The sequence below is a fragment of the uncultured Tateyamaria sp. genome (assembly GCF_947503465.1).
GTDB lineage: Bacteria > Pseudomonadota > Alphaproteobacteria > Rhodobacterales > Rhodobacteraceae > Tateyamaria.
Map to the genome: position 1 here is coordinate 1,217,367 of NZ_CANNDN010000001.1, position 22,908 is coordinate 1,240,274.

At 62.2% G+C, this 22,908-nt stretch carries 31 protein-coding genes; 11 read left to right on the plus strand and 20 right to left on the minus strand.

Translation table 11 applies throughout. The annotated features are described in order from the left end of the window. Positions 1 to 75: 75 nt before the first annotated feature. From tolB to Q0844_RS06265, 7 genes are all read right to left on the minus strand, one after another. Positions 76 to 1,389, minus strand: a complete 1,314-nt coding sequence (gene tolB, locus Q0844_RS06235) for a Tol-Pal system beta propeller repeat protein TolB (RefSeq protein ID WP_299045221.1) — start codon at positions 1,387 to 1,389, stop codon at positions 76 to 78. After that, positions 1,389 to 2,489 (minus strand): energy transducer TonB, encoded by a 1,101-nt coding sequence (locus Q0844_RS06240; protein WP_299043122.1) that lies wholly within the window; start codon positions 2,487 to 2,489, stop codon positions 1,389 to 1,391. The genes tolB and Q0844_RS06240 overlap by 1 nt, the downstream gene beginning before the upstream one ends. A gap of 3 nt (positions 2,490 to 2,492) precedes the next feature. Continuing rightward, on the minus strand, positions 2,493 to 2,966 hold the full coding sequence (gene tolR, locus Q0844_RS06245; protein WP_299043123.1) for a protein TolR: 474 nt from the start codon (positions 2,964 to 2,966) through the stop codon (positions 2,493 to 2,495). Between the two features lie 3 nt (positions 2,967 to 2,969). After that, positions 2,970 to 3,665 (minus strand): protein TolQ, encoded by a 696-nt coding sequence (gene tolQ / locus Q0844_RS06250; protein WP_299043124.1) that lies wholly within the window; start codon positions 3,663 to 3,665, stop codon positions 2,970 to 2,972. A 100-nt stretch (positions 3,666 to 3,765) separates the two neighbouring features. Beyond that, on the minus strand, positions 3,766 to 4,155 hold the full coding sequence (locus tag Q0844_RS06255) for a YbgC/FadM family acyl-CoA thioesterase (protein WP_299045222.1): 390 nt from the start codon (positions 4,153 to 4,155) through the stop codon (positions 3,766 to 3,768). A 154-nt stretch (positions 4,156 to 4,309) separates the two neighbouring features. After that, positions 4,310 to 4,891, minus strand: a complete 582-nt coding sequence (locus Q0844_RS06260; protein WP_299043125.1) for a dienelactone hydrolase family protein — start codon at positions 4,889 to 4,891, stop codon at positions 4,310 to 4,312. Continuing rightward, positions 4,892 to 5,365, minus strand: coding sequence for a DUF1801 domain-containing protein (locus tag Q0844_RS06265; RefSeq protein WP_299043126.1), 474 nt, complete (start codon positions 5,363 to 5,365; stop codon positions 4,892 to 4,894). A 33-nt stretch (positions 5,366 to 5,398) separates the two neighbouring features. Between Q0844_RS06265 and Q0844_RS06270 the strand changes: the two genes are divergently transcribed. The 3 genes from Q0844_RS06270 to Q0844_RS06280 are packed head-to-tail and all read left to right on the plus strand — an operon-like array spanning position 5,399 to position 6,906. Next, the gene (locus Q0844_RS06270; protein ID WP_299043127.1) at positions 5,399 to 5,734 is read left to right on the plus strand and encodes a metalloregulator ArsR/SmtB family transcription factor; all 336 of its coding nucleotides are present in this window, start codon (positions 5,399 to 5,401) and stop codon (positions 5,732 to 5,734) included. Next, positions 5,731 to 6,201, plus strand: a complete 471-nt coding sequence (locus tag Q0844_RS06275) for an SRPBCC family protein (protein ID WP_299043129.1) — start codon at positions 5,731 to 5,733, stop codon at positions 6,199 to 6,201. Before Q0844_RS06270 ends, Q0844_RS06275 begins: the two co-directional genes overlap by 4 nt. Positions 6,202 to 6,210: 9 nt before the next feature. Next, a complete protein-coding gene (locus Q0844_RS06280; RefSeq protein ID WP_299043130.1) occupies positions 6,211 to 6,906 on the plus strand; it encodes a DNA alkylation repair protein in 696 nt (231 codons plus the stop codon). Between the two features lie 23 nt (positions 6,907 to 6,929). Here Q0844_RS06280 and Q0844_RS06285 read toward each other — a convergent pair whose 3' ends face one another. Both Q0844_RS06285 and Q0844_RS06290 read right to left on the minus strand, forming a co-directional pair. Further along, on the minus strand, positions 6,930 to 7,442 hold the full coding sequence (locus Q0844_RS06285) for a hypothetical protein (RefSeq protein WP_299043132.1): 513 nt from the start codon (positions 7,440 to 7,442) through the stop codon (positions 6,930 to 6,932). Positions 7,443 to 7,739: 297 nt separating this feature from the next. Further along, entirely contained in the window at positions 7,740 to 8,534 is a 795-nt protein-coding gene (locus Q0844_RS06290; protein WP_299043133.1) for an aldo/keto reductase, read from the minus strand. A gap of 94 nt (positions 8,535 to 8,628) precedes the next feature. On the opposite strand from Q0844_RS06290, the gene Q0844_RS06295 reads away from it, so the two are divergent. The 3 genes from Q0844_RS06295 to Q0844_RS06305 all read left to right on the plus strand — a co-directional run bounded on the left by Q0844_RS06295 (position 8,629) and on the right by Q0844_RS06305 (position 10,087). Continuing rightward, on the plus strand, positions 8,629 to 9,516 hold the full coding sequence (locus Q0844_RS06295; RefSeq protein ID WP_299043134.1) for a LysR family transcriptional regulator: 888 nt from the start codon (positions 8,629 to 8,631) through the stop codon (positions 9,514 to 9,516). Positions 9,517 to 9,677: 161 nt separating this feature from the next. Next, on the plus strand, positions 9,678 to 9,887 hold the full coding sequence (gene merF, locus Q0844_RS06300) for a mercury resistance system transport protein MerF (RefSeq protein ID WP_299043135.1): 210 nt from the start codon (positions 9,678 to 9,680) through the stop codon (positions 9,885 to 9,887). Next, complete coding sequence (locus Q0844_RS06305) at positions 9,863 to 10,087, plus strand: GDCCVxC domain-containing (seleno)protein (protein WP_299043137.1); 225 nt, start codon at positions 9,863 to 9,865, stop codon at positions 10,085 to 10,087. Before merF ends, Q0844_RS06305 begins: the two co-directional genes overlap by 25 nt. Positions 10,088 to 10,101: 14 nt before the next feature. Here the strand turns inward: Q0844_RS06305 and Q0844_RS06310 are convergent, their stop codons facing one another. Further along, positions 10,102 to 10,518 (minus strand): helix-turn-helix domain-containing protein, encoded by a 417-nt coding sequence (locus Q0844_RS06310; RefSeq protein WP_299043138.1) that lies wholly within the window; start codon positions 10,516 to 10,518, stop codon positions 10,102 to 10,104. Between the two features lie 73 nt (positions 10,519 to 10,591). Between Q0844_RS06310 and Q0844_RS06315 the strand changes: the two genes are divergently transcribed. The 3 genes from Q0844_RS06315 (at position 10,592) to Q0844_RS06325 (ending at position 13,318) form a co-directional block, all read left to right on the plus strand. Then, a complete protein-coding gene (locus Q0844_RS06315) occupies positions 10,592 to 11,227 on the plus strand; it encodes a cation diffusion facilitator family transporter (RefSeq protein ID WP_299043139.1) in 636 nt (211 codons plus the stop codon). Then, a complete protein-coding gene (locus Q0844_RS06320) occupies positions 11,227 to 11,775 on the plus strand; it encodes a methyltransferase (RefSeq protein ID WP_299043141.1) in 549 nt (182 codons plus the stop codon). Before Q0844_RS06315 ends, Q0844_RS06320 begins: the two co-directional genes overlap by 1 nt. Positions 11,776 to 12,178: 403 nt before the next feature. Continuing rightward, positions 12,179 to 13,318: a lytic murein transglycosylase gene (locus Q0844_RS06325; protein ID WP_299043142.1), complete on the plus strand. Its 1,140-nt coding sequence runs from the start codon at positions 12,179 to 12,181 to the stop codon at positions 13,316 to 13,318. Between the two features lie 20 nt (positions 13,319 to 13,338). Here Q0844_RS06325 and Q0844_RS06330 read toward each other — a convergent pair whose 3' ends face one another. Genes Q0844_RS06330 through ruvC form a run of 4 tightly spaced genes read right to left on the minus strand, consistent with a single transcriptional unit; the run spans position 13,339 to position 16,204 of the window. Next, complete coding sequence (locus Q0844_RS06330; RefSeq protein ID WP_299045224.1) at positions 13,339 to 13,962, minus strand: hypothetical protein; 624 nt, start codon at positions 13,960 to 13,962, stop codon at positions 13,339 to 13,341. A gap of 13 nt (positions 13,963 to 13,975) precedes the next feature. After that, on the minus strand, positions 13,976 to 15,010 hold the full coding sequence (gene ruvB, locus Q0844_RS06335) for a Holliday junction branch migration DNA helicase RuvB (RefSeq protein WP_299043143.1): 1,035 nt from the start codon (positions 15,008 to 15,010) through the stop codon (positions 13,976 to 13,978). A gap of 40 nt (positions 15,011 to 15,050) precedes the next feature. Next, the gene (gene ruvA / locus Q0844_RS06340; RefSeq protein WP_299043144.1) at positions 15,051 to 15,704 is read right to left on the minus strand and encodes a Holliday junction branch migration protein RuvA; all 654 of its coding nucleotides are present in this window, start codon (positions 15,702 to 15,704) and stop codon (positions 15,051 to 15,053) included. After that, positions 15,701 to 16,204 (minus strand): crossover junction endodeoxyribonuclease RuvC, encoded by a 504-nt coding sequence (gene ruvC / locus Q0844_RS06345; RefSeq protein WP_299043145.1) that lies wholly within the window; start codon positions 16,202 to 16,204, stop codon positions 15,701 to 15,703. Before ruvC ends, ruvA begins: the two co-directional genes overlap by 4 nt. A gap of 347 nt (positions 16,205 to 16,551) precedes the next feature. On the opposite strand from ruvC, the gene Q0844_RS06350 reads away from it, so the two are divergent. Next, positions 16,552 to 16,761, plus strand: coding sequence for a DUF1127 domain-containing protein (locus tag Q0844_RS06350; protein WP_299043147.1), 210 nt, complete (start codon positions 16,552 to 16,554; stop codon positions 16,759 to 16,761). Between the two features lie 161 nt (positions 16,762 to 16,922). On the opposite strand, the gene Q0844_RS06355 is transcribed toward Q0844_RS06350, so the two are convergent. The 4 genes from Q0844_RS06355 to Q0844_RS06370 all read right to left on the minus strand — a co-directional run bounded on the left by Q0844_RS06355 (position 16,923) and on the right by Q0844_RS06370 (position 20,870). Continuing rightward, positions 16,923 to 17,270 carry a hypothetical protein gene (locus tag Q0844_RS06355; protein ID WP_299043149.1) on the minus strand — a complete coding sequence of 116 codons (348 nt, stop codon included), beginning with the start codon at positions 17,268 to 17,270 and terminating at the stop codon, positions 16,923 to 16,925. Positions 17,271 to 17,384: 114 nt separating this feature from the next. Further along, positions 17,385 to 18,251: a 50S ribosomal protein L11 methyltransferase gene (locus Q0844_RS06360; RefSeq protein ID WP_299043151.1), complete on the minus strand. Its 867-nt coding sequence runs from the start codon at positions 18,249 to 18,251 to the stop codon at positions 17,385 to 17,387. Next, positions 18,251 to 19,636, minus strand: coding sequence for an MATE family efflux transporter (locus tag Q0844_RS06365; RefSeq protein WP_299043152.1), 1,386 nt, complete (start codon positions 19,634 to 19,636; stop codon positions 18,251 to 18,253). The genes Q0844_RS06360 and Q0844_RS06365 overlap by 1 nt, the downstream gene beginning before the upstream one ends. 1 nt (position 19,637) lies before the next feature. After that, complete coding sequence (locus Q0844_RS06370; protein ID WP_299043153.1) at positions 19,638 to 20,870, minus strand: MFS transporter; 1,233 nt, start codon at positions 20,868 to 20,870, stop codon at positions 19,638 to 19,640. Between the two features lie 139 nt (positions 20,871 to 21,009). Here Q0844_RS06370 and Q0844_RS06375 point away from each other — a divergent pair, with 139 nt between their 5' ends. Continuing rightward, entirely contained in the window at positions 21,010 to 21,459 is a 450-nt protein-coding gene (locus Q0844_RS06375; RefSeq protein ID WP_299043154.1) for a methylated-DNA--[protein]-cysteine S-methyltransferase, read from the plus strand. On the opposite strand, the gene Q0844_RS06380 is transcribed toward Q0844_RS06375, so the two are convergent. Both Q0844_RS06380 and Q0844_RS06385 read right to left on the minus strand, forming a co-directional pair. Continuing rightward, positions 21,456 to 22,145 carry a CDP-alcohol phosphatidyltransferase family protein gene (locus tag Q0844_RS06380; RefSeq protein ID WP_299043155.1) on the minus strand — a complete coding sequence of 230 codons (690 nt, stop codon included), beginning with the start codon at positions 22,143 to 22,145 and terminating at the stop codon, positions 21,456 to 21,458. The genes Q0844_RS06375 and Q0844_RS06380 overlap by 4 nt on opposite strands. Before the next feature lie 100 nt (positions 22,146 to 22,245). Next, complete coding sequence (locus Q0844_RS06385; protein WP_299043156.1) at positions 22,246 to 22,827, minus strand: cytochrome P460 family protein; 582 nt, start codon at positions 22,825 to 22,827, stop codon at positions 22,246 to 22,248. Positions 22,828 to 22,908 lie beyond the last annotated feature (81 nt).

The following is a 22,908-nucleotide window of genomic DNA, read 5'->3' on the forward strand; positions in this document are numbered from 1 at the left end:
CTGGTTATCGCGCCGCTCCAGCGGCATCTTGTGGTCAGACTATCACGTTCCCACACAAGAGGGAATCGCGTCGCTTTATCGCTGCAACGGCCCCCAGGACGGGTCCGATCCGCCGTCGGGCGTGCGCACGGGGCGCAGGTTTCGGCCGGTGATGTCCACGGAATACAATGTGGACCGCCCCGCAGCCCCCTGCGTTTCACGGGCAAACATGATGACACGGCCGTTGGGCGACCATGTCGGCCCCTCATCCAGGAACGACGCGGTCAGCAACCGCTCCTCGCTGCCATCGGTGCGCATGACGCCAATATGGAACCGGCCCTTGGACTGCTTGGTAAAGGCAATCAGATCGCCGCGCGGGCTCCAGACGGGCGTGCCGTATCGGCCCTCGCCAAAGGAAATACGCTTCGCCTCGCCCCCGCCCGCTGGCATGACATAAAGCTGCTGGGTGCCGGACCGGTCGCTTTCAAACACGATCTGCGTCCCATCAGGGCTAAAGCTGGGGGCCGTTTCAATGGCCGGGGTCGAGGTCAGGCGCTGCGATTGCCCGGACGAGATGTTCATGGCCCAGATATCCGTGTTGGCCCCTTGGGTCAGCGAATAAACCACCGTCTGCCCGTTGGGGGCAAAGCGTGGCGCAAAGCTCATCGTGCCCTGCTGGCTTTCCAGAACCCGGCGCTGCACACTGCCCACGTCCAGCACATAGATGCGGGGGAACCCGGTCTCGTAACTGGTGTACAGCACCCGGTCCCCCGTCGCGGAAAAGCGCGGGGCCAGGACAATCGCCTCGGACCCGGTCAGGTACTGCACGTTCGCCCCGTCATAATCCATGATCGCAAGCCGCTTGCGGCGCTCGGCCTTGGGGCCGGTTTCGCTGACAAAGACCACGCGGCTGTCGAAATACCCCGTCTCGCCGGTGATGCGGGAATAGACGACATCGGCCATCTTGTGGGCGATGCGCCGCCAGGCATCCGTCGTGCCCGCCAGTTGCAGACCATCGCCCAATTCCGCGCCTGAAAACACGTCATACAGGCGGAATTTCACGTTGATCTGGTTGCCGTTCACGCTGACTGCGCCAGCGACCAGCGCCTGGGCGTTGATGGCCTTCCAGTCGGCATATTGGACAGGGGCAGCAAAGCTGCCGATCTGACTGATGAAGGCGGATGACGGGATTTCCCGGAACAGGCCCGTGCCCGTCAGGTCGTCGGCCACGACGCGCGCGATGCGCTGGCCCCAGTCGCCTGCCCCGGCGCCCTCGGCCACAAGGTCGGGAATGGCGACAGGCAAGGGCTCGATGACCCCTTCGGTGATCTCGATCCGCAGGGGGCCGTTCTGTGCCGCCGCCCATGCAGGCGCCAGACACATCAGGATCAGACAAAGCACTCGAACCATCATTTGATACGCATCCTTTCGGGATTGAACGTCATCTCGATTTCCTTCCATTGCCCGTACTTTTCGGCGGGCAGGTCATATCCATCGCGCGTGCAGCGAATGATCGCACGGCGCGCCGCCTCAAAGGCCTGCTGCGCCGCCGCCTGGCTGCCGCCACTGCTCGACGCCAGCCGGATCGACGGGATCACCGGCGTGCCGTCCTGCGCCATGTCCACGGTCACGACGACGGTGGTCTGCAACGCCTCGGACGACAGCGACCCGACATTCCAGCAATTTGACACAGCCACGCGCAACGCATCCTTTTCTCCGGCCGACAGCGGCGGTCCTTGCGGCACGTTGTCCTCTGCCCCACCCAACGCCTCGCGCAGCGCATCGTTCACATCATCCGACGTGTCTGCCGGTTCCGCTGTCTGGGTCGGCTGCTCAGGCTCCGGTTCCGGCTCCGCCGTCTGTACCGGTGGGCTGGGGCGGCGTGCCGGCGGGCGCAGCGACGCCGTGGGCGCGCCACTTGGCTCTTCGGCCTCGGTCACGATCTCGGTTGCCGCCTCGTCGGGGGCCGTGGCCTCCTGTTCGTCGGCCGGGGTCTCGCCCGTCTCGCTTTCGGTCACGGCGTCCTGCTGCACGTCATCGGGGGCGGCTTCGGGCGCAGGCGGGGCCACAGGTTCAGGCGCCACGCGTTCGGACGGACGCGGCACCGGGCTTGGCGACACATCAGGGGCGATCACGGCCTGATCCTGCGGCGCGGGCTGAACCGGCGCTTCGTCCACGATCTCGGGTTCGGGGTCTGGCGCGGGCGGTTCCGGCACCACGTCGGGTTCGGGCGCGGGGGTCGGTTCGGGCGGTGCCACCTCCACCGCCGCATCCGGCACCGGCGTCTCGACCGGGTCCGGGATCACTTCGGGTTCCACGGGAAGGGCCACATCCGTCGCGGTGTCGGGCGTCGGCCCGCTGGGCAACAGGGCTTCGAAGGCGTCCGATGAAATCACCGACACTTCCGTCACCTCAAACGGCAACGGTTCGGATTGAAAGCTGCCCCCAAACAGCATCCACCCAATCAGGCCCGCATGCCCGATCCCCGATATGACCTGCCCGGTGTTCAAGGATCACCCGTCCTCGCCATCCAGCGTCGGCCCGCCAATGTCGGTCACAAGGCCAATGTTGGAAAAACCACCTGCATTCAGCGCGCCCATGACCTGCATCACGTCGCTGTAGGGCACGGCACCATCTGCGCGCAAAAACACCTGGTCGCTCTCGCGCTCGGCGGCAATGGCACGAAGGCGGACAACCAGCTGATCCCGCTCCACCGCGGTGGTCTGGATCTGCACTTCGCCCGTCGCCGTCACAGTGATGGTCAAAGGCTCTTCCTGCTCGGTCGGCAAGGCATTGGCCGCCGTTTCGGGCAGGTTCACCGGCACGCCCACGGTCAACAGCGGGGCCGCCACCATGAAGATGATCAAAAGCACCAGCATCACGTCCACGAAGGGCGTGACGTTGATCTCGGACATGGGCCGGGACCGGCTGCGCCTGCGCCGCCGGGATCCGCTGCCGCCATCCTTCTGAATGACACCTGCGCCCATGGCCTAACCGTCCAACTGGCGGCTCAGGATGGTGGCAAACTCGTCCGAGAACGCCTCGTACCCCGCCACGATCTGATCACTGTCCGCGCTCAGCTTGTTGTAGAAGATCACCGCAGGGATCGCCGCCAGCAGGCCCAGCCCGGTGGCCAACAACGCCTCCGCAATACCGGGGGCCACGACCGCCAGGTTCGTGTTCTGCTGCTCCGCAATCTCGATGAACGCGTTCATGATGCCGATGACGGTCCCGAACAGGCCGATAAACGGCGCGGACGACCCCACGGTGGCCAGCACGGTCAACCCGCCCTGCAACTTGTCGGCCTCCTTGGCGATCGCCACGTCCATGCTGCGATCAATGCGGGACGTGGCCCCCGCAATCAGGGCCCCATCCTCGCGATGCGACCGCTGCCATTCGATCATCCCGGCGGCAAAGACCTTTTCGGCCGGCCCGCTTGGCTCCGGCCCGATCTGCTCGAACAGGCCGTCCAGCGGCTCGCCGGACCAGAACGCCCGATCAAAGCGCTCGGCCTCGGCCCGCGCCCGGCGGTAGACGATCAGTTTCTGAATGATGATGCCCCACGCCCAGAACGATGCGACGATCAGCATGATCATCACCAGTTTCACCGTAAATGTCGCGCGCAAGAAAAGCCCCCACATCGAGAAATCAACCTCGTGCGCCAGGGCGAGCGTGTCTGCTTCCATACTGCCTGCTCTTTTGTTTGGCCGCTTGTTCGGCTCTTGTCTGCGGCAAAGAGTAAGGCAAACCCAAGGGGAAAGCTATCACTTCGGCGTCAGAACGCCCTTATTTGGGGATCGCTGCGCGGATTTCCGCGGGCAACCGCATCGGTTTGCCCTGTGTGGTCATGGTCACGGCGACGACATGGGCGCGAAACAGCAGCTGACCGCCCCGCTGCACCTCCTGATCAAAGGTCCAGCGCACGGGGCTTGCGGCTTGATGCGTGGTCACCACTTCCAACCGGTCGCCCATCCGCGCGGGCGAAATGTAATCAGCCTCGACCCGCGTGACGACAAAGACAATGCCCCGGTTCCGCATCTCAAGCTGATCAAGACCCAGGTCTTCCACGATCGTCGACCGCGCGCGTTCGATATAGCGCAGGTAATTGGCGTAATAGACAACGCCCGCCATGTCGGTGTCTTCGTAAAACACGGTAAGGGGAAACCGATGCGGGATCATGGGCGGCTCGTTCAGGTGAGGTTCCGGGTATTGACCATGAGTATGGGCGGAAGGGCAAGCAGGAGGTGCCAAGCCAGCCCGTAGCGGGTGCTGGATTTAGGGTGCGGTCGGCTTGTTTGCGCGGACTTTGCAGCCGTTCCTGGCCTTTGCTTCAAAGGCCGCCTTCGAGTGTTTCAAGGAACGCGCATGACCGTCTCAGGACGATTTCGGCGGCATCGGCATCGTAATCCGGCAACGTCCTGTCCATAAAAAGGTGGCCAACGCCGGGGTATCGGTGCAGCGCACAGGCGGCGTCATTTGCACCCCCCATCCAGTCTTCGAAGAACGCCTCATCATCGAACGGGTCCGGCTGCGCAACGTGGGCCTGAACCGGCAAACCGGGTCTTGGGTCGTTCATCCAGGGCGCAATGCCCGAGAAGAGAAGCGCGCCCCGCATCTTCGGGCGTGACCCCCAAAGCGCTCCGACGAGAAATGCGCCAAAAGACACACCTGCAAGAACCGCAGTTTCAGGCGCGTTGCTCAGCGCTTCGCGGGCGCGCCGGTGAACAAGCTTGTCACCAATCGCATCTCTCAGCGCAAAGCCGTCTTCATAAGTTTTGGCGATCTCACCTGCAAAAAGGTCCGGCAGGGACACGCCGTGCCCATCCGCCTCAAAGATCGAGGCAATCTCGCGCTCCGCAGACCTGAGCCCAAGGATGGAATGAAAAAGAACCACATGCGCCAATTCGGTCACCTAGATCTTCACACCGGGACAGGTCAGTGCCTGCGCAATCCAGTTGGCAAGTTGCACTTCATCCAACGCGTCATCCTCATGGATATCCAGATATCGGATGCCCTCCACCTTGGACGCCTTCGGCGGCATGGGGTCCAGCGATGCGCCGTTCAGAAAGCTGATCTGGACATACTTCTTGTAGCAATACAGTGCGAGGAACCAGCCATCTTCCTTGCCGTAAAACGGCGTATTCCACCGCACCTTCTTTCTGACATCGGGAAAGGCCTTTGCAACGATCACGTCGATCTGCTTGCCGACGGCGCTTTTCCAGTCGGGCATGGCGGCGATGTAGGCCTGCACGGGGGCGTCGCCGTCGCCTTTCGGAATGTAAGGGTTCCCGGATGACGAATGTGTTGGCTTGCCGGTCGTGGTCATTGCATCCTCCTCCATCGGCGTAGGTCCAACCATACCGAAGTTCGGGATAAATACCAACATTGCTATATAGCGAAAATATTATATAAATTACGCATGCAAAATCTGGACACCGTTTTCCAAGCCCTCTCAGACCCCACTCGGCGCGCAATCCTGGCGCGCCTGGTTGAGGGAGAAGCCACCGTTGACCAACTCAGCGCGCCGTTCGACATGTCGCAGCCATCGATTTCCAGGCATCTGAAGGTGCTTGAAAACGCAGGCCTGATCTCAACCCGTATCGACGGAACCGCACGGCCACGGCGCATTGAGGTCGCGCCGTTCAGCGCCATTCGCGATTGGTTGGAGCAGTATCGAGCCGTCTGGGAGGCCAATTATGCGCGGCTCGACGGTGTGCTTACTGAACTTATGGATCAGGAGGAGAAAAGAGAATGAAGCCTCTGAAACTGAGCAGCCCAACAGACACGACGATTGAAATCATCCGAAGTTTCGACGCGCCAAGACACCTTGTATGGCGTGCGCATACCGAGCCTGCGCTTGTGAAGCGCTGGCTGACGGGCCCTGCTGGCCACACGATGCCGGAATGCGACATCGACCTGCGTGTTGGGGGCACCTATCGTTATGTCTGGGAATGGCCCGAGGGCCGGATGAGTGCGCGCGGCACCTTCCGTGAAATTGAGACCAATCACCGTATTGTTTGCACCGAAGCGTTCGACTTTGCGCCGGACAGCGAAACGCTCGTCGAACAAACATTCACAGAACAGGGCGGGCAAACCATCGTCACAATGCTGCTTCGTTACGACAGCACGGCGACACGTGATGCCGTGCTGCAGACACCGATGGAGGAGGGACTTGAGGCGAGCTACGCCAACCTTGATGCGCTGCTGCCCGAGACTGTTTAAGGGCGGTCGATGGGCATGACCGCCGCTGATCTCATCGCTGCGCTGGAGGATGTCGCAGATCCGGCGAAGATCCAATATGTCGCCAAGATCTTCCGAGGAGAAGATCCTGACACCCGGATCATGGGTGTGCCCATGCCAAAGGTCTTTCCTGTCGCAAAGGCATTTGTCGGGTTGCCACTGACGGAGATTGACGCGCTTCTGGATGATCCCCGTTACGAAGTCCGCATGGCGGCGGTCTCCGTCATGGATTTCCAGGCGCGTAAAAAGCGACTGCCGGATGAAGACCGCAAGGCTCTGTTTGATCTCTACCTGCGCCGACATGACCGGCTGAACAATTGGGACTTCGTGGATCGCGCGGCACCCCATGTCATCGGGGAATACCTGCTTGACAAGGACCGCTCGTTGCTCGACCGCCTGGCGCGCTCGGAAAATCCGCACGAACGGCGCACTGCCCTGGTCAGCACATTTGCGTTCATCCGGCGCGGGGACGTTTCGGATACCTTTCGGATTGCAGAGCTGCTGGCTGAGGACGCTGACACTTATGTCCAGAAAGCAATCGGTTCGTGGACACGCGAGGCCGGGAAGAAGAGCCCGGACGCCTTGATCGCGTTTCTCAACCGGAACAGACACCGATTGCCAAGGCCGACGATCACAGCGGCCACCGAGCATCTTTCAGACAAGCAGAAAGCTGCATTTCGAATGTGAAGGAACTGGTGAGGCTCGAAATCTCACGGGTCGCACGCAGCAGGCACAACCTGCTGCTTCGATCTGCGCACTGTGACGACAATCAAAAGTGCAACGGCAAGCCCCGCAATACCGATCGCTGCGTTGGCCGAGGCGAGCGCGGCAAGACGTTCGGCGTCGATCACCTTGCCACCGATCAAAGCGCCCAGGCCGATGCCAACTTGCGCGATTGTCACGCTCAGGGCTGATGCGAACGCCCGCGCTTCAGGGGCCTCATTCATCACGCGCAGCTGGTTTGCGATGACGCCCGCATTCCCGGCTGCGCCCCAGATCGCGAACGGGATCAGGAACAACATCGTTCGACCCGTCAGTGTAATCGTCGCGAGCGATGCGGCAGGCGGAACGGCGAGGGACAGTACCGTCACACCCATCGCGCTGCGATCCCCATATTGACCGGCCATCCCGTTGCCGAACAGACCGACAATCCCGACGCCCACCAGATACCAGGCCACCCGGCTTGCTGGCCCATCTGCGAGGGATTGCAGAATGTCGGCCAAATAGGTGTAGGCGACAAACTTCGACGCAAAGGCACGCAGTGTAGGAGCAGTTTTGCATGTTGATTTGGATGGCTCTAGGCGTCCGCATGACGCCGTGTCCGCCAATGATCAAAGGCATGATCGAACAGCGCGTTGAGCGCCGACACACTCAAGAGGGTCATCGCGGGGACCATCACACCGGTGCGAAGGAGGGGTCGGAGGACCAACGGCCAATCCTCGCGCAAACCTTCAAAGGCAAGTAGCAGAGCCGTGAGTGTCGGCCATGCCGCTGCCCATCTGATCAGAACCCCGCGCAAGTCAAGCAGCCAACGCCGCTGCGTTGTCTTCCAGATGCGTGAGTGTCGTTGTACCCGGTATGACAAGGATATTCGGCGACCGCGCCAGCAGCGTGCGGAGTGCCTCGCCAGGGTCAACCGTTGCCCCCTGTTTCATCGGGTTTGCACCCAATGGACCATGCGGCACAAAAGCGATGCCTTGGTCGTTCAGCCAGTCGATCATCTCTTCCAACGCGCCGTCGCGCGCATCGGCAGGCGAAAAGCGGTTCTGGACCGCCGCAACTGGTGCGACTTTCAACGCCTCCTCGACTTGCGCACGAGAGACGTTCGACACCCCGATCATGTCGATCCTTCCAGCTTGCCGCATGTCTTCCAGCGCGGCCACGCTCTCGGAAATCGGCGTGATCCCATCCGGCGAATGCACATAGTAGAGGTCGATCTTGTCGGTGCGCAGGCTGGCGAGGCTGTCCTCCAAATGGCGTTTCATCGTGTCAGCCGTTGTATCGCGGCTAATGCTTGTGGCGCTCTTCTCGACGCCCCCCTTGGACGCGATGAACATACCGCCATAGCGGCCATCGTCACCGACAAGCGCGTCGGCAATCAGCCGTTCGTTTTCGTGAGGGCCGTAGGCCCGCGCCGTGTCGATGTGATTGACGCCCAGATCACGGGCACGGCGCAGCAGATCAATACCGCCTTGCCAGTCAGCGTAAGCGCCAAAGTTGCGGGGCTGGCCGGTCAGGCGCATCGCGCCATAACCGATCCGGTTCACGGTCCGTCCGTTCGGGAAGGTGAAAGTGGTGTTGAGATCATGGGCCATGTCCTGGGTCCTTTCGTTGTCGTTGAAAGGAACATACCCAGCCCCCGGAAAAACGGTAGCGACATGAACAACAAGACTGCTATACGCTACACGTATGAGAACCCGCTTTGACCGCCTTGCCCTGCTGGAAACTTTCGTGCGGATCGCCGAACGGCAATCTCTTTCAGGGGCAGCACGCGATCTGGGCACATCCCAGCCGTCCGTTTCCCGGCAGCTAGCGGCATTGGAGAGCCGTCTGGGCGTCGTGCTGGTGCGCCGAACCACCCACGATGTAACGCTGACACCGGACGGTTTGGCGCTGTTGCCCGATGCGCGGCGCATGATTGGGGAATGGGAAGCCATTGAGGACCGCCACAGCGAGGAAGACGCGTTGAAAGGCACGATCCGCGTCATTGCTCCGGTTGCGCTTGGCCAAGGTCTGTTCGTCCGGGCCGCCGCACAGTTCATGAAAGATCATCCAGGCATCACCATCGACTGGCGGTTGCGCGATGATGTGATCCGTTTTGCGGAAGAGGGCTGTGATTGTTGGCTCAAGATTGGCCCGGTTCCAGACGACTCGCTTGTCGTGCGGGAAATGGCGCGTGTTGAACGTCTTGTCGTTGGAACGCCGGACTGTCTTGGGCGCCATGTCGGTATGGGCTTGGATGCCATGCCCTGGCTGACGCTTGGTCCCTTTGAAGGAAACCGGATTGAATTGTTCGACCAGAACGAAGCGGCGCAGAGTTTTTCCGTCATCCCAAAGATGGCAAGTGACAACATTTTCGCGATTTATGAAGCTGCGATACAGGGCGTCGGGATCGCCATCATGCCACGCTGGTTCGTCGCATCAGACCTTGACAATGGAACGCTCGTTGACGCGGCACCCGACCTACGGGCGGCTCGTTTGCCTGTGAACCTGGCACGCGCCTCGGGGACCAAACGCCCTGCACGCGTCGAGAAGTTCTGCAATGCGCTGCAAGACTGGTGCGCTGCGCGACTTTAGACAAATGATCGAAAGTGGGCGTTGGATTTAGGGTGCGTTCGGCTTGTTTGCGGGACTTTGCGGCCGCCCGGCGCTACGAACTGAATGTCTGCATTCTTCACGTCCGTGTTTGTCTGCTCATTTTTGTTCGTGAAGCGAAGCGAACCATGTAAGCTGCAAAAATGAAGGACAAGCTTCTTACTCTTGGAATTGGCGGCTCGGTTGTTGCAGCTCTGTGCTGTTTCACCCCGCTGCTGCCGATATTGCTGACCAGCGTTGGCCTCACCGGACTATTGAGTGTTTTTTACAATGATGCTGTCTTGCTTCCAGCGTTGGCTGGATTTCTCTTGATCACAGGATACGCGTTATGGCGACGGAAGAAGCAAAAGTAGTCTTGGCATCCACACTGACATGCCCTTCATGTGGGCACGTCGAAACCGAAACCATGCCGACGGATGCCTGCCAGTGGTTCTATGAATGCAAATCATGTCAGACCGTCTTAAAGCCGCTTGAGGGGGATTGTTGCGTTTATTGTTCCTATGCAACCGTTCCATGTCCGCCGATCCAAGAAGGCAAGTCCTGCTGCGCTTAGCCCGCGTTGGAGAGTTAATGCTCTTGGTCACAAAGCCTGTGATCAGCCAGTGACGCCAGCACGTAACAATCCTCGGAAACGCCATCACCGTAACAACCTTTGGACATTCGAACGAGTTCTTTCTCCAAAGCGCGCAACCGTTTGATTTTGGCGCGCACATCCGTGAGCTGCGATGTCGCAATCTCCGTCGCAGTTTGGCAAGAACGATCCGGGTGTTCCTGGAGTTCAATGAGGGACAGAATAGCTTCTATCGAGAAGCCCAAATCACGTGCGTGGCGAATGAAGCTCAACCGCTCTAGTCCGGCTGTGTCGTAGCGTCTTTGATTGCCGCTCGTGCGTTCGGCTTCTGTCAAAAGACCCATTTCTTCATAGTAACGAATGGTGGGAACCTTGACCTTTGTGCGCTTTGATAGCTCGCCAATAGAAAACATGAAGAAACCTCTTGAACCTCTAGTCACTAGAGACATTACACTATCATCAACGTAAGATGAAAGAGGTTACCCCATGGCAGGCTGCTGCGGACATGACGCCAAATTTGATGGTGTCTCAGATGACTACAAACGACGACTTTGGATTGTCATTGCACTTAATGCGATAATGTTCGCGGTTGAGATGACTGCGGGCCATTTGGCGAAGTCCCAGGCATTGCAAGCCGATGCTCTCGACTTTGCAGGTGATGCAATGACCTATGGCATCTCACTGGCTGTCATAGGGGCGTCACTTCGCGCCCGTACCAATGCCGCGCTATTCAAGGGTTTCAGCCTCTTGTTGATGGGACTTTGGGTCTTCGGATCGACCGTCTACCGCGTCTTTTATGTCGGAGTTCCCACAGCCGAAATCATGGGGGCTGTTGGTTTTCTGGCGTTGCTCACGAACCTTGCCAGTGTGTTATTGCTGGTGCGCTACAAAGACGGTGACGCCAATGTGCGTTCAGTCTGGCTATGCTCGCGCAATGACGCAATCGGCAATGTCGCCGTCATGTTCGCGGCCTTGGGCGTCTGGGGCACAGCAACCGGCTGGCCGGACTTGATTGTTGCGACGATCATGGCCGTGCTGTTCCTGTCGTCGGCCTTCCAGATTGTGCGACAAGCCATCGCGGAGCGACGGGAAATAAGCGACCACAAACACGCAGAGGCATAATGCAGAGTTTGCTGATTGCTCTGGGTCTTGGGGTTGCTGCTATGACCCTAGCCGCAATCCTCTGGTCGATTGCCTTTCCTGCGAGGCGGATATGGCCGCCCAAGCGCTATACGGCACTTACTCCGTTCCTTGTCTGGGTGCCGACATTCACGCTGTTTGGGGTTCTCATCTTGCTTGGGGTCTGGGGCTGGGGTGTTCTGGCCATTCCAAATTGGGTGCGGTTTGGCGTAGCCCTGCCTCTCATCCTGATAGGCAACATTGTGGTATGGATGGAAGTCTCACACTTTGGGGTGCCGCAGACTGGTGGAGCCAAAGGCAGCCTGCGCACTGAGGGCATGTATTGTTACTCTCGAAACCCGCAATATATGGCTGACATTGGCATCGTCAGTGGCTGGATGATCCTGTCAGCAGCACCTTCGGCGATGATCGTTGGCTTTCCGGCAATCGCAGTGCTTGTTGCCGCGCCGTTTTCTGAGGAACCTTGGCTGAAAGATCAGTACGGCATCGCGTTCGAGAACTACTCGTCGCGGGTGCGGCGGTATTTCTGAGGTACTGCCAAAAAGCCAGAGCCGACATTCGCCGCACTACAGAAAATCAGGAGTATGGGCTCAAAGCCGCCATCCCACACAATTTTGCAAAGTCCACCCCCTGCGGTTAACCGACCATCATTCACACCAACCGCACCCGATCGTGCGTCAGTCTCCATTTCCATGGTTAATTTCCGGTCACCCCTCCGTTCGGTGAACCAAACTACTGCAACGAAACATAAATCACATATCGCTAAACATCTTCTAAAGCGTCCGAACACGCTGTCCCCGCGGGGACAAACCCCGGTCCCCGCGGGGACAGCGGGCAAAGGCCGATGATCCGGCCCCGCAACTGACGCCATTGCACCTTGCCACAAGTGGCCTAAACTGCCTCCAAAGCAGCCCGGAAAAACAGGCCCGAAACATGTCCCTTACCCGCAGAACCACCCTGTTCGGCCTCGGTGCCGTCGCCCTGACGGCCTGCGCCTCCGCCACCGCCCCGACCCGCAGCACCTCGGGTGGTCTTCCGGCCGACCTGCGCCCCGCGCCCAACGCCGCCTACGACGCCTGGGTCGCCAGTTTCCGGACCCGCGCCGCGACCCAGGGCATCTCGCAGTCCACGTTGACCGCAGCCTTCCGAGGGACCGGCTACCTGCCCGGCGTCGTGCGCCGCGACCGCAACCAGACCGAGTTCATCCGCACGCTCGAAGACTACCTTTCCATCGCCGCCTCGGACGAACGCGTCTCCAAGGGCCGCGCTGCCTTTGCCCGACACCGCAGCACTCTGAACGCGGTCGAGGCGCGCTATGGTGTACCGGCCAACATCGTCACGGCCATCTGGGGGCTCGAGAGCTTTTACGGCGAACGGCGCGGGGACGTGCCGGTGATTTCCGCCACCTCCACGCTTGCCTTTGACGGACGTCGCGGGGCGTTCTTTGAAAAGCAATTGATCGAGGCGTTGCGCATCCTTCAGTCGGGCGACGTTACCCCCGCGAACCTGACGGGGTCGTGGGCCGGTGCGATGGGGCATACGCAGTTCATTCCCACGTCCTACCAAGCCTTCGCGGTGGATTTCACCGGCGACGGAAAGCGTGACATCTGGTCGGACGACCCCAGCGACAGCCTCGCCTCGACCGCCGCCTACCTGTCTCGGAACGGATGGCAGACGGGTCAAGGCTGGGGGCGCGAGGTGACGGGCAGCGCGGCGGGCACCGTCATCCAGCCGCAACCCGGTGGACCACGGTTCCAGGTGACCCGCAATTTCCGGGTCATCAAGACCTACAACAACTCCGACAGCTACGCGATTGGTGTGGGGCATCTGGCCGATCGCATCGCGGGTGGTGGACCTCTGCAAGGCACCTTTCCGCCCGATCAATACGGCCTGACCAAGGACGACCGCATCGACCTGCAGCGTCGCCTGACGCAACGCGGCTTTGACACCGGCGGCGTGGACGGCGTGCTTGGGACGAAATCGCAAGCAGCCATCGCGGCCTACCAAACCAGTCGGGGCCTGCCCGCGACGGGAACACCATCGCTGGACCTGCTGCGATCCCTGGGCGGCTGAGCCGTCCCCGCGGGGACGGGTCAGGACGTGGTGGGAAGTCTTGCGCTGAGACGCAGCGCGTGGGCGGCGTCATTGGCGCTTGCGGGCAATACGGCATCGTATGTTGCGCGGATCAGCGCGGCGATGTCGGGGCGCAGGACGGTCGTCTCTCCGGCCACGGCGAGGGGGGAACGGTCGCGGAATGCGCGGTCGGACCAGAGCAGGATGGATTGCACCGTCTGGCTGAGCGCCAAAGTCTCAGCCGGGACCTTACTGAGGTGGTCATCCATGCGCAGGAACACGAAGCAGGCCTTGATCGCGCCCGCCGCATCAAAGCGGAAGATGCGGTATTGGTTGGCATCGGCGTCTCGCAACCGTTCAACCAGCGGGCCGAGGTCGGGGACGAGGCGGTCAAGACCCGGCACCTCGGGCAGTTCGGACCAGTCGGAAAAGAAGAACCACATGAAATTCGAGCCAAGCTCGGGGTCCGTCTCGGCCATCTCGTGGCCCGCCAGTTGGCACACGGCCTCGACTGCGCCCTTGATCACGCCCAGGGTTTCGTCCTTCACGCCGAAGACCACCGGAGCGACGGGACGGCCCCAGCGGGCAAAGACATAATCGCCTGTATCGCGGGTAAAGAGCGCTTCGATCTCGTCCGATTGCATCATTAACCTTTGATTAATCAAACAGATCGCCGGAGGATTTCGGCGGGGTCAGGCCCAGATGCCGCCACGCGCGCTGCGCCAGCATCCGGCCGCGCGGGGTGCGCTGGATCAGGCCCTGTTGCAGCAGGTACGGCTCGATCACCTCTTCCAGCGCGTCGCGGCTTTCGCTGAGGGCGGCACTGAGGGTTTCGACACCCACGGGACCGCCGCCATAGTGATCGGCCATCAGCTTCAAGTACCGTCGGTCCGCCCCATCAAGCCCCAGATGATCCACGCCCAGACGTGTCAGGGCGGCATCGGCCAGGTCGCGCGTGACGCGGCCATCGCCATCGACCACGGCAAAGTCCACGACGCGGCGCAAGAGCCGCCCGGCGATGCGGGGCGTGCCGCGCGCGCGGCGGGCAATCTCGCGCGCGCCGCCTTCGTCCGCGGGCGCACCGAGGGTGCGGGCGTTGCGGTCGACAATCGTGAACAATTCGTCCTCGGTATAGAATTGCAAACGCGTGGGGATGCCGAACCGGTCGCGCAGCGGCGTGGTCAGCAGGCCCATGCGGGTGGTGGCCCCCACCAGCGTGAAGGGCTGGAGTTCGATGCGGACGGTGCGGGCGGCGGGGCCTTCGCCGATCACGAGGTCCAGTTCGAAGTCTTCGAGCGCGGGGTACAGCACCTCTTCCACAGCCGGGTTGAGGCGGTGGATTTCATCGATGAAGAGGACATCGCGGGCTTCGAGATTGGTGAGGATCGCGGCAAGGTCGCCTGCCTTGGCCAGCACCGGGCCGGACGTCATGCGGAAGTTCACGCCCAGTTCGCGCGCCATGATCTGGGCCAGCGTCGTCTTGCCCAGACCGGGGGGCCCGTGAAACAGGGTGTGGTCCATCGCCTCGCCCCGCTGCTTGGCCGACTGGATGAAGACGCGCAGATTGGCGCGCGCTTCGGCCTGGCCCACGAAGTCATCCAGCACTTGCGGACGCAGGGCACGGTCAAAGCCGGCCGCATCATCGTCGGGCAAGGGCGCGCCGCGCAAGGTGGGGTCGGAAGCGTCGGTCATTGTGCTTTACTCATGAGGCAGGCGTGCCGTCTGCCCACCTCTATCCTTTCGGGGCCAGGAGTTTCAACGCGGCACGGATGAGCGCGGGCGTTTCGGCGTGCGGGTCCGCGCCTGCGGCCTGGGCCACGGCGGCGGCGGCATCGGAGGGGCCATAGCCGAGATTGCCAAGGGCCGAGAGCGCGTCGGCCTGCGCCGAGGATGGTGGCGCGCTGACGGGCATCGGTTCGATCACCTCGGCCTCTGCCGAGGTGTCGCCGGTGGCGTCAGCCACGGTGCCGCCCATGGCCATCACGCCGGGGGCCTTGTCCTTGAGATCCAGGACCACGCGTTGGGCGATCTTGGGGCCGATGCCCTTGGCCGCCTTGACCGCGTTCCAGTCGCCCAGTGCGATTGCGCGGCTGACCCCGTCCGGGCCGAGCGTGCCCTGGATCGCAAGTGCCGCCTTGGCCCCCACGCCCTGCACGGACATCAGCAGGCGGTGCCATTCCTTTTCCGCGAGGGTCTGGAAGCCGAAGAGTTGCATGAGATCCTCGCGCACCACGAGATCGGTGAACAGCGCGCAGGCTTGCCCCACGGGGGGCAGGGACGCGAGCGTGCGGTCGGAGCAATAGACGATGTAGCCGACGCCGCGCACGTCGATCAGGATGTGATCGGGGGCCTTGTAGTCGATGCGGCCGGAGAGCTTGCCAATCATGCGCGTGCCCGTGCCACGGCGGCGGCCAGCCCCTGCCCTGCGCCGTGATGGGCGTGGCAGATGGCGATGGCGAGCGCGTCAGCGGCATCCGGTCCGGCGATGTCGATGCCGGGCAATTGCACGCGGACCATATGGGCAACCTGCCGTTTGTCGGCGTGGCCCACGCCCACCACCGTCTTCTTGACCGCGTTGGGGGCGTATTCGCCGACGCTGAGGCCGGCGCGGGCCGGGGCCAGCATGGCGATGCCGCGCGCCTGACCGAGTTTCAGCGTGCCTGCCCCGTCCTTGTTCACAAAGGTCTGTTCAACGGCGGCGGTCTGGGGGCCGTGGTCGCGGATCACGGTGCTGATCTGGTCAAAGAGGCTGAGCAGTCGTTGCGCCAGATCATCGCCCGCAGAATTGCAGATGCCGTTGGCGACATGCCGCAGACGCGGGCCATCGGCATCGATGATGCCCCACCCCATGTGGCGCAGCCCCGGGTCGATCCCCAAAATTCGCATGATGTACCGCCCTCGCCCAAGTTTTTGTGGCTTTTGAGATGCAGTAGCACGAAAGGCGAACATCCGCCAAGGGTTAACGCGGATGGTGCGTTTGCGACATGCACGTTTCCGTTTTCGACACGGGACCGGGAACACGGTCTGTTTCCGCCCTTTTCAGGTCCGAAATCGACGCCGGGCATGGTCGCATTTTTCCAAGTATTCCAGCGCGTTAACCTTGGGCCGGTGCCATGCAGAATTTGCATGGCACATATGATTTTTGATGGCTTGCGGGGTGTTTTCATCGTGCCTAAATGCGCAGCACAACGCCGATGAGATCGGCATACCATATCGAAAAAAGGACTGCTGCAATGGCTGCTTTCGACACCACCCGCCCCGCATATGGCGCTGCACCTGTTGCCGGCCAATTCAAAGGCTTTGTTTCCAAGCTGGTTGCCCAAGTGGTTGCCTGGAACGATGCCCGTGTGACCCGCAACGCCCTGAACGCGCTGACCGACCGTGAACTTGACGATATCGGCCTGGTCCGTGGCGACATTGATGATGTGGCCAACGGCCACTGACCCAAGGCGCATGTCAGACAGCTGAGCCGCGCGAGAGGGCTGTTCAGCGACATACCGGAAGGCGTCCCAACTCTCCCCAGTCTTGGACGCGCTGTGACCCACAGCGAAAGCCGCGGACCTGAGCACAGGTACCGCGGCTTTTCTTTGGAGGGTGGTCTGTCTTACTTTACGAGTGGATCAAGGACGCCCGCGATGTACGAGCTGGCCGGGTCGATCTGCATCAGCTTTGCGCCCATCTGTTCCAGCTGCGCGCCCTGCTGCAGCTTGGCCACGCGTTCGTTGTAGGTGATGTCCCCCAACGACGCGAGCATCAGCGCCTTGAACACGAAGAACCCGGCCACGAGGGCGACGAGCCCCCTGAGCGGGAACCCGCGGCGTGCGCGGCGCTTGGGTTTGACGACAACCAGGCCGTCGCGTTGCATCCGCGTGACATAGCCGTTGGCCATGGCCGCGTGTTTGCGGCCAAGCGCGGTCAGTCGATTGTGAAAGTCCTGCTGGGTCTCAACCATGGGCAGCCTCATGAACTTCAAACCAGCCCCCACCGGTTACAAGAAGGCAAGATGCGCCCCAAATGTGGCAAAATCTGGGCAAATGCGTCGAAAGCCGCTAAAAAAAGCGATCAATTATGGCTTTCTGCGCAGTGTCAGCGTGGTCCATTCACCAATCTCTTCGCGGTGGGTCAGATCGTTTCCATTCCGGACATAGTGCGCTGCCACATCGTCGGCCTGTTCGTTCAGAATGCCCGACAGAATCGCGTATCCTTGCGGCGCAAGCCGCGCCGAGAGGTCCGGGGCCAGCGCAATCAGGGGCCCCTTGAGGATATTGGCAAAGATCAGGTCGAAGGGGCCTGCGAGGTCCGGGTGATCGAAGCCCGCGGCCTCGGCCAGGGACACGCGCCCTTCCATCCCGTTGGCGACCAGGTTGGCACGCGCCACATCCACCGCCTGGGCGTCGATGTCGCTGGCGATGATGTCCGCCGGCCAGAGCGCGGCCGCCCCCATCGCAAGCACCGCCGTGCCGCAGCCGATATCGGCCACCCGGTCCGCCGTCACGCCCGCATCCACCAGCCGGTCCAGCGCCTTGAGGCAGCCCAGCGTCGTGCCGTGGTGGCCGGTGCCGAAGGCCATCGCCGCCTCGATCAGCAGCGGATGCTTGCCGGGCGGCACCTTGTCCGCGTCATGGGAGCCGTAGACGAAGAAGCGCCCCGCCTCGACCGGGGCCAGTTCGCGTTTGACATGGGCGACCCAATCGGTTTCGGGCAGCTCGGACACGGTAAAGGGTTTCGCGCCCATGGCGGTGGTCAACAGCAACAGGGCGGTTTCGTCTGGCCGGTCGGTGAAATACGCGCCCACTTCCCAAAGCCCGCTTTCGTCTTCGACCTCGAACACGCCGATGCCCGTCGGCTCTGGTGTCAGGTGTTCCAGCGCGGCGCCCAAGGCATCGGCCTGGGCCTTGCCGGTGAGCGTGGTGAGGGCGGTCCATGTGGGCATCAGCGTCTCCGGTATCTGTCGGCATTGGGCCAGGGGCGGGGCGGCGCGGCCGGGATCTGTGTCTGCGGCCCCAGCCGCGCCACATAGCGCCAGCCCCAGGCTGCCGCAAGTACACCCATGATGGCCCCGGCCACCGCTTGCCCATAGATCACCCCTGCCGCCCCGAAGGGCGCCACGAGCAGCGTCGCTGCGGGCCAGGACAGTGCGCCGTCCTTGACCCAGTTGACAAGTGTCGACCAGGCAGGCCGCCCCAGGCTGTTGAACGCCGCGTTCGACACAAAGAGTGCGCCCACAAACACAAAGGCCCCCACACCCAGGGACGTGAAGGCGCGCAGCACCTCGGCCCCCTGCCCGGTCAGCCCAAACCCGGAAATGACCAGGGGGGTCAATGACCACAAGAGCGCCCAGGCCACCAGCGTGTAGATCACACAAAACACCAGGGCGTCCCGATAGGTGCTGCGCAATCGATCATAATACCCGGCCCCGAAATTCTGGCCGAAAATGCCCCCGATGGCCCCCGACAGCGCAAAGATGCCGCCAAAGGTCAGTACCGTGAGCCGCCCCACCACGGCCCAGGCCGCCACGGCATCATCCCCGAACGGGGCCATGACCGCCGTCAGGATGTAGTTGCCCGCAGGCGTGGCCATCTGGGTTGCGATACCCGGGATCGCGATGCCCATGTAGGGGCGCCAGGTGCTGCGCACCGCCTCCCATCCGGGTCGCGCGATCAGATCGTGCTGGTAGGCGGCGAAGAACAGAGCGAGCCCCATCAGGCTGAACCGGAACAGGACAAGCCCCAGCGCCGCGCCATCCAGCCCCATGCCCCAGACCACGATAAAGATCGGGTCCAGCACCATCAGCACCATGCCGGAACACAAGGTCACATACATGGCCTTGGCCCCGAACCCTTCGGCCCGCAGTGTGCCCGAGGCGGTCAGCGCCACGGCCATGGGCACGAGCGAAAAGATGGTCTGCCCCAGATACCGTGCCGACAGCCGTGCCGTTTCCCCCGTGGCCCCCGCCATGGCGACCAGATCGTGACGAAAGGCAAAGACCAGCGTGGCGATGGCCGCCTGCACCACGACCGAGATCGCAAGGGCCGCCCCCGCCTGCCGCCGGGCGGCGGCGCGGTCGCCTTCGCCGATCCGTCGGGACACAAGTGCGGTGGCCGCAATCATCAACCCGACCCCGGAGGAGACGGAAAAGAACTGGATCGCGTAGGCAAAGCCGATGGCAGCCACCAGTTGCGGCTGCCCCAGTTGCGAGATCCACAGCAGGTTCGCGGCGTCCACCAGGAAGACGAATGTGATGCCAAAGGCGCCGGTGCCCGTCATGCGGACCACGTGGCCCATGGTCGACCCTGTCAGAAAGCGCCCTTGGGCCACGTCACTCCGCCGGGGTTGGCAGGGCAGTGCCCAGCCGCGTCTCGGACCCCGGCACCGGGTGGCGCGGGATCAAAAGCGCAAGGCACAGCGACGTGGCCGCCATTCCGGCCGCCAGCAGGAACACGGCCCCCGGCGAAAAAAGCCACAACAGGCCAAGCGGCACCGGCAGGCCCACCGCAGCGATGTGGTTGATGGTGAAGGCCACGGCCGCCGTTGGCGCGATATCCTGCGGATCCGCGATTTTCTGGAAGTAGGTTTTCAGCGCGAGGGCCAGGCCGAAGAAGATGTGATCCAGCACGTAGAGCGCGGCCGCAATGACCAGCCCCCAGCCCATGAAATAGACCCCGCCATAGGCCAGAAACACAAGCACGAGCCCGGTATATTCAAACACCAGCGCCTTTTGTTCGCCAAACCGGGCGACGATGCGGCCCAGAAGCGGGGCGACGATGATGTTGACCATCAGGTTGATGAGGTAAAGCGCCGTCAGCTCGTGCACCTGAAACCCGAACTTTTCGACCATCATGAACCCGGCAAAGACCATGAAGATCTGCCGCCGCGCCCCGGACATGAATTGCAGCGCGTAATAGAGCCAATACCGCTTGCGCAGCACGAAGGTTTTCAACTGGGGTGTGGGCGCCTCGAATTGGGGGTAGGCCAGCATCGCAAAGATCGCGATGGCCGCCGTGATCCCACCGCCCACCATGTAGACGGCGTTGTAGGTCAGGCCCAGCGGCTCCCATAGCACCATGATGACAAAGTAGACGAGGAAGGTGGCCGTGGACCCCGCCGCCAGCAGCCAGCCCAGCATTTGCGGCGCGCGGTCCTTGGGCAGCCATTGCAATTGCAGCGACTGGTTGACCGTCTCGTAATAGTGAAAGCCGATGGAACTGATGAAGGTCAGTGCGAGGATGCCGCCCATCTGCGGAAACTGCGCCGTGAGCGCCGTGGCAATCCCCAGCATGACAAGCGAGATCAGGCCAAGCACCTGTTCGCGCATGACCATGATCACCACGATCACACCCACCGCGAGGAACCCCGGCACCTCGCGGATCGCATGCAGAAGGCCGATGTCGGCACCGTCGAAATTGGCCGCCTCGACCACGAAATTGTTCAACAGCGCCAGCCAGACCGAAAACCCGATGGGCATGGCAAAGGCCATCAGGAACAGGAGCGCCGTCGGGCGCCGCCAGCGCGGCAATGTGCGCGCATCATCCAATGTGATGTACTGGGCCATGCCTGCGCTTTACGCCTTTTGCCGGGCCTTGGCGAGGGGGGCGTTTGTGCGGCAGGGCGCAGGATACCTGCGCGGGGTTGCCACCGCTTGGCGCAAGGTTCGGGTTGCAGCATGGCGGTCGCGGCGCGACATTGGGCGTATGAAACGCTGTGATGTGCAGACCCGGTTTGGCGATCTGACCCTGACGGAAGAGGATGGAAGGATCGTGCGCCTGACCTGGGGTGTGTCGGGCCGTGCCGACCGGTCGGACACGCTGGATGCCGCGATGGCGCAGCTGCGCGCCTATGATGCGGGCGCGTTGGAACGGTTCGACCTGCCGCTGCGGGTGCGCGGCTCGCAATTTCAGCGCGATGTGTGTGCCGCGATGTCGGCCATCCCCTTTGGACAGACATGCACCTATGGCGATATCGCCAAGGCCTTGAACGTGCCGGCGCAGGCCGTGGGGCAGGCCTGTGGTGGCAACCCCATTCCCATCATCATTCCCTGTCACCGGGTGATGGGGGCCAAGGGGCTGACCGGGTTTTCAGGCGCCGGCGGGGTTGAGACCAAGGTGGCCCTGTTGCGCCATGAGGGCGGGTTCCTGATCTAGCGCTGCGGGATCAGTTGCTGTGCGATCCCCGCGAACACCAGATACAGCGACGTGACCACCAGCCCCCAATGCGCCCAGCTTTCGGGGTGGAAATCGACCCATGCCGCCCAACCCGCAAAGAAGGTCCACGCAAGCGCCATCGGCAGTGTCAGCCAGCGCCAGCGTTCGGTGCGCACGGGGTGCACGAATTTCAGCGGCAGGAACATGCCCACGGCCAGCACCGTGACCAGGGTCAGCGAGACCCAGAAATTCGGTTCAAGCGCGAAGATCACGAGCACCACCATGTTCCAGCATCCTGGAAAGCCGGAAAACGAGTTGTCCTTGGTCTTCATCCGCGTGTCCGCAAAATACATCGCGGACGCGAAGGTGATCAGGATGATCGCCACCCAGCCCGTCCAACCGGCCATCAGGCCAGACGAGAACAGCGCAAAGGCCGGAATGAAGACATATGTCAGGTAGTCGATGATGAGGTCCAACAGCACGCCGTCAAATGCGGGGGCGTTGGTCTTGACGTCGTATCGGCGCGCGAGGGGTCCGTCGATCCCATCGACAAAGAACGCCACAACCAGCCACAGGAACATCAGGTCCCATTTGGCATCTACCGCAGCCAGCATCGCCAGCATCGCAAAGACCGCCCCGGTGGCGGTGAGAAGGTGAACGCCCAGGGCGCGCATTTGCAGTGTCATATACCCGTCATGATCCATGATGCGGTGGGTTGCAAACGCAAAACCGCGCCGACGGGCAGCCGACGCGGTTCGGTGCAGGGGCCGGTGGCCCGTGTGCTGGCTACTGGCCCAGGCGCACCTCTTCCAGTGGGTAGCCCAGGTAATCCTGTGCCTCCCACCCGGCGTGGCAGTCATGGCAGAAGCTCTGCTTGACCTTCATCACCTTGCCGTTGGGTTGCAGCCCGGCATAAAGCCAGCCTGCTGTGTCTGGCGCTTCGTCCGCACCGACCTTGGTCATGATGAACAACGGGCCGGGCCGTGCGGCTTTCTTCTTGATCGAGACCGTGATCGATTCCTTGGCCAGGACCGATCCCACCGGCATTTCGAACCCCTCTTCCTCGAACTTCAGGTACTGGTCCGCCGCCACATCATTGGCGTAGGTGTTCAGAAGGCGGTTGCCATGCGGGCCCGCAACGGCAGGACGCGTGGCTGTTGCGGCCCAGCTGCGATAGGTGGTGCCGATCTCGTCGCCTTCCTTGGCATAGCCGGTCGCCATCTTGTCCTGCAGGCAGGTGTAAAGCACACCGATCTGTGCCTCTGTCAGGTCAAAGGCGTCCTCGACCGTGATGGCGTTGCAGTCTTCCGCGCTGGCGGCCCCTGCGGCAAGCGTCAAGACGGCTGCGTATGTGAATTTGCGTAGCATGGTCGGCGTCCCCTCCGGATTGGTTAGTATGCATTGGTATGCTGAACCAACTGCGCCCCGGCGCATAGGCTTGCCCCTGTC

Excerpts from the sequence above, each read along its gene's own strand:
- tolB (WP_299045221.1), bottom strand. The coding sequence starts at position 1,389 with ATGGTTCGAGTGCTTTGTCTGATCCTGATGTGTCTGGCGCCTGCATGG.
- tolR (WP_299043123.1), bottom strand. The coding sequence starts at position 2,966 with ATGGGCGCAGGTGTCATTCAGAAGGATGGCGGCAGCGGATCCCGGCGG.
- tolQ (WP_299043124.1), bottom strand. The coding sequence starts at position 3,665 with ATGGAAGCAGACACGCTCGCCCTGGCGCACGAGGTTGATTTCTCGATG.
- Q0844_RS06265 (WP_299043126.1), bottom strand. The coding sequence starts at position 5,365 with ATGTTGGTATTTATCCCGAACTTCGGTATGGTTGGACCTACGCCGATG.
- Q0844_RS06270 (WP_299043127.1), top strand. The coding sequence starts at position 5,399 with ATGCAAAATCTGGACACCGTTTTCCAAGCCCTCTCAGACCCCACTCGG.
- Q0844_RS06275 (WP_299043129.1), top strand. The coding sequence starts at position 5,731 with ATGAAGCCTCTGAAACTGAGCAGCCCAACAGACACGACGATTGAAATC.
- Q0844_RS06280 (WP_299043130.1), top strand. The coding sequence starts at position 6,211 with ATGGGCATGACCGCCGCTGATCTCATCGCTGCGCTGGAGGATGTCGCA.
- Q0844_RS06290 (WP_299043133.1), bottom strand. The coding sequence starts at position 8,534 with ATGGCCCATGATCTCAACACCACTTTCACCTTCCCGAACGGACGGACC.
- Q0844_RS06295 (WP_299043134.1), top strand. The coding sequence starts at position 8,629 with ATGAGAACCCGCTTTGACCGCCTTGCCCTGCTGGAAACTTTCGTGCGG.
- merF (WP_299043135.1), top strand. The coding sequence starts at position 9,678 with ATGAAGGACAAGCTTCTTACTCTTGGAATTGGCGGCTCGGTTGTTGCA.
- Q0844_RS06305 (WP_299043137.1), top strand. The coding sequence starts at position 9,863 with ATGGCGACGGAAGAAGCAAAAGTAGTCTTGGCATCCACACTGACATGC.
- Q0844_RS06310 (WP_299043138.1), bottom strand. The coding sequence starts at position 10,518 with ATGTTTTCTATTGGCGAGCTATCAAAGCGCACAAAGGTCAAGGTTCCC.
- Q0844_RS06315 (WP_299043139.1), top strand. The coding sequence starts at position 10,592 with ATGGCAGGCTGCTGCGGACATGACGCCAAATTTGATGGTGTCTCAGAT.
- Q0844_RS06320 (WP_299043141.1), top strand. The coding sequence starts at position 11,227 with ATGCAGAGTTTGCTGATTGCTCTGGGTCTTGGGGTTGCTGCTATGACC.
- Q0844_RS06325 (WP_299043142.1), top strand. The coding sequence starts at position 12,179 with ATGTCCCTTACCCGCAGAACCACCCTGTTCGGCCTCGGTGCCGTCGCC.
- Q0844_RS06330 (WP_299045224.1), bottom strand. The coding sequence starts at position 13,962 with ATGCAATCGGACGAGATCGAAGCGCTCTTTACCCGCGATACAGGCGAT.
- ruvB (WP_299043143.1), bottom strand. The coding sequence starts at position 15,010 with ATGACCGACGCTTCCGACCCCACCTTGCGCGGCGCGCCCTTGCCCGAC.
- ruvA (WP_299043144.1), bottom strand. The coding sequence starts at position 15,704 with ATGATTGGCAAGCTCTCCGGCCGCATCGACTACAAGGCCCCCGATCAC.
- ruvC (WP_299043145.1), bottom strand. The coding sequence starts at position 16,204 with ATGCGAATTTTGGGGATCGACCCGGGGCTGCGCCACATGGGGTGGGGC.
- Q0844_RS06350 (WP_299043147.1), top strand. The coding sequence starts at position 16,552 with ATGGCTGCTTTCGACACCACCCGCCCCGCATATGGCGCTGCACCTGTT.
- Q0844_RS06355 (WP_299043149.1), bottom strand. The coding sequence starts at position 17,270 with ATGGTTGAGACCCAGCAGGACTTTCACAATCGACTGACCGCGCTTGGC.
- Q0844_RS06360 (WP_299043151.1), bottom strand. The coding sequence starts at position 18,251 with ATGCCCACATGGACCGCCCTCACCACGCTCACCGGCAAGGCCCAGGCC.
- Q0844_RS06370 (WP_299043153.1), bottom strand. The coding sequence starts at position 20,870 with ATGGCCCAGTACATCACATTGGATGATGCGCGCACATTGCCGCGCTGG.
- Q0844_RS06375 (WP_299043154.1), top strand. The coding sequence starts at position 21,010 with ATGAAACGCTGTGATGTGCAGACCCGGTTTGGCGATCTGACCCTGACG.
- Q0844_RS06380 (WP_299043155.1), bottom strand. The coding sequence starts at position 22,145 with ATGACACTGCAAATGCGCGCCCTGGGCGTTCACCTTCTCACCGCCACC.
- Q0844_RS06385 (WP_299043156.1), bottom strand. The coding sequence starts at position 22,827 with ATGCTACGCAAATTCACATACGCAGCCGTCTTGACGCTTGCCGCAGGG.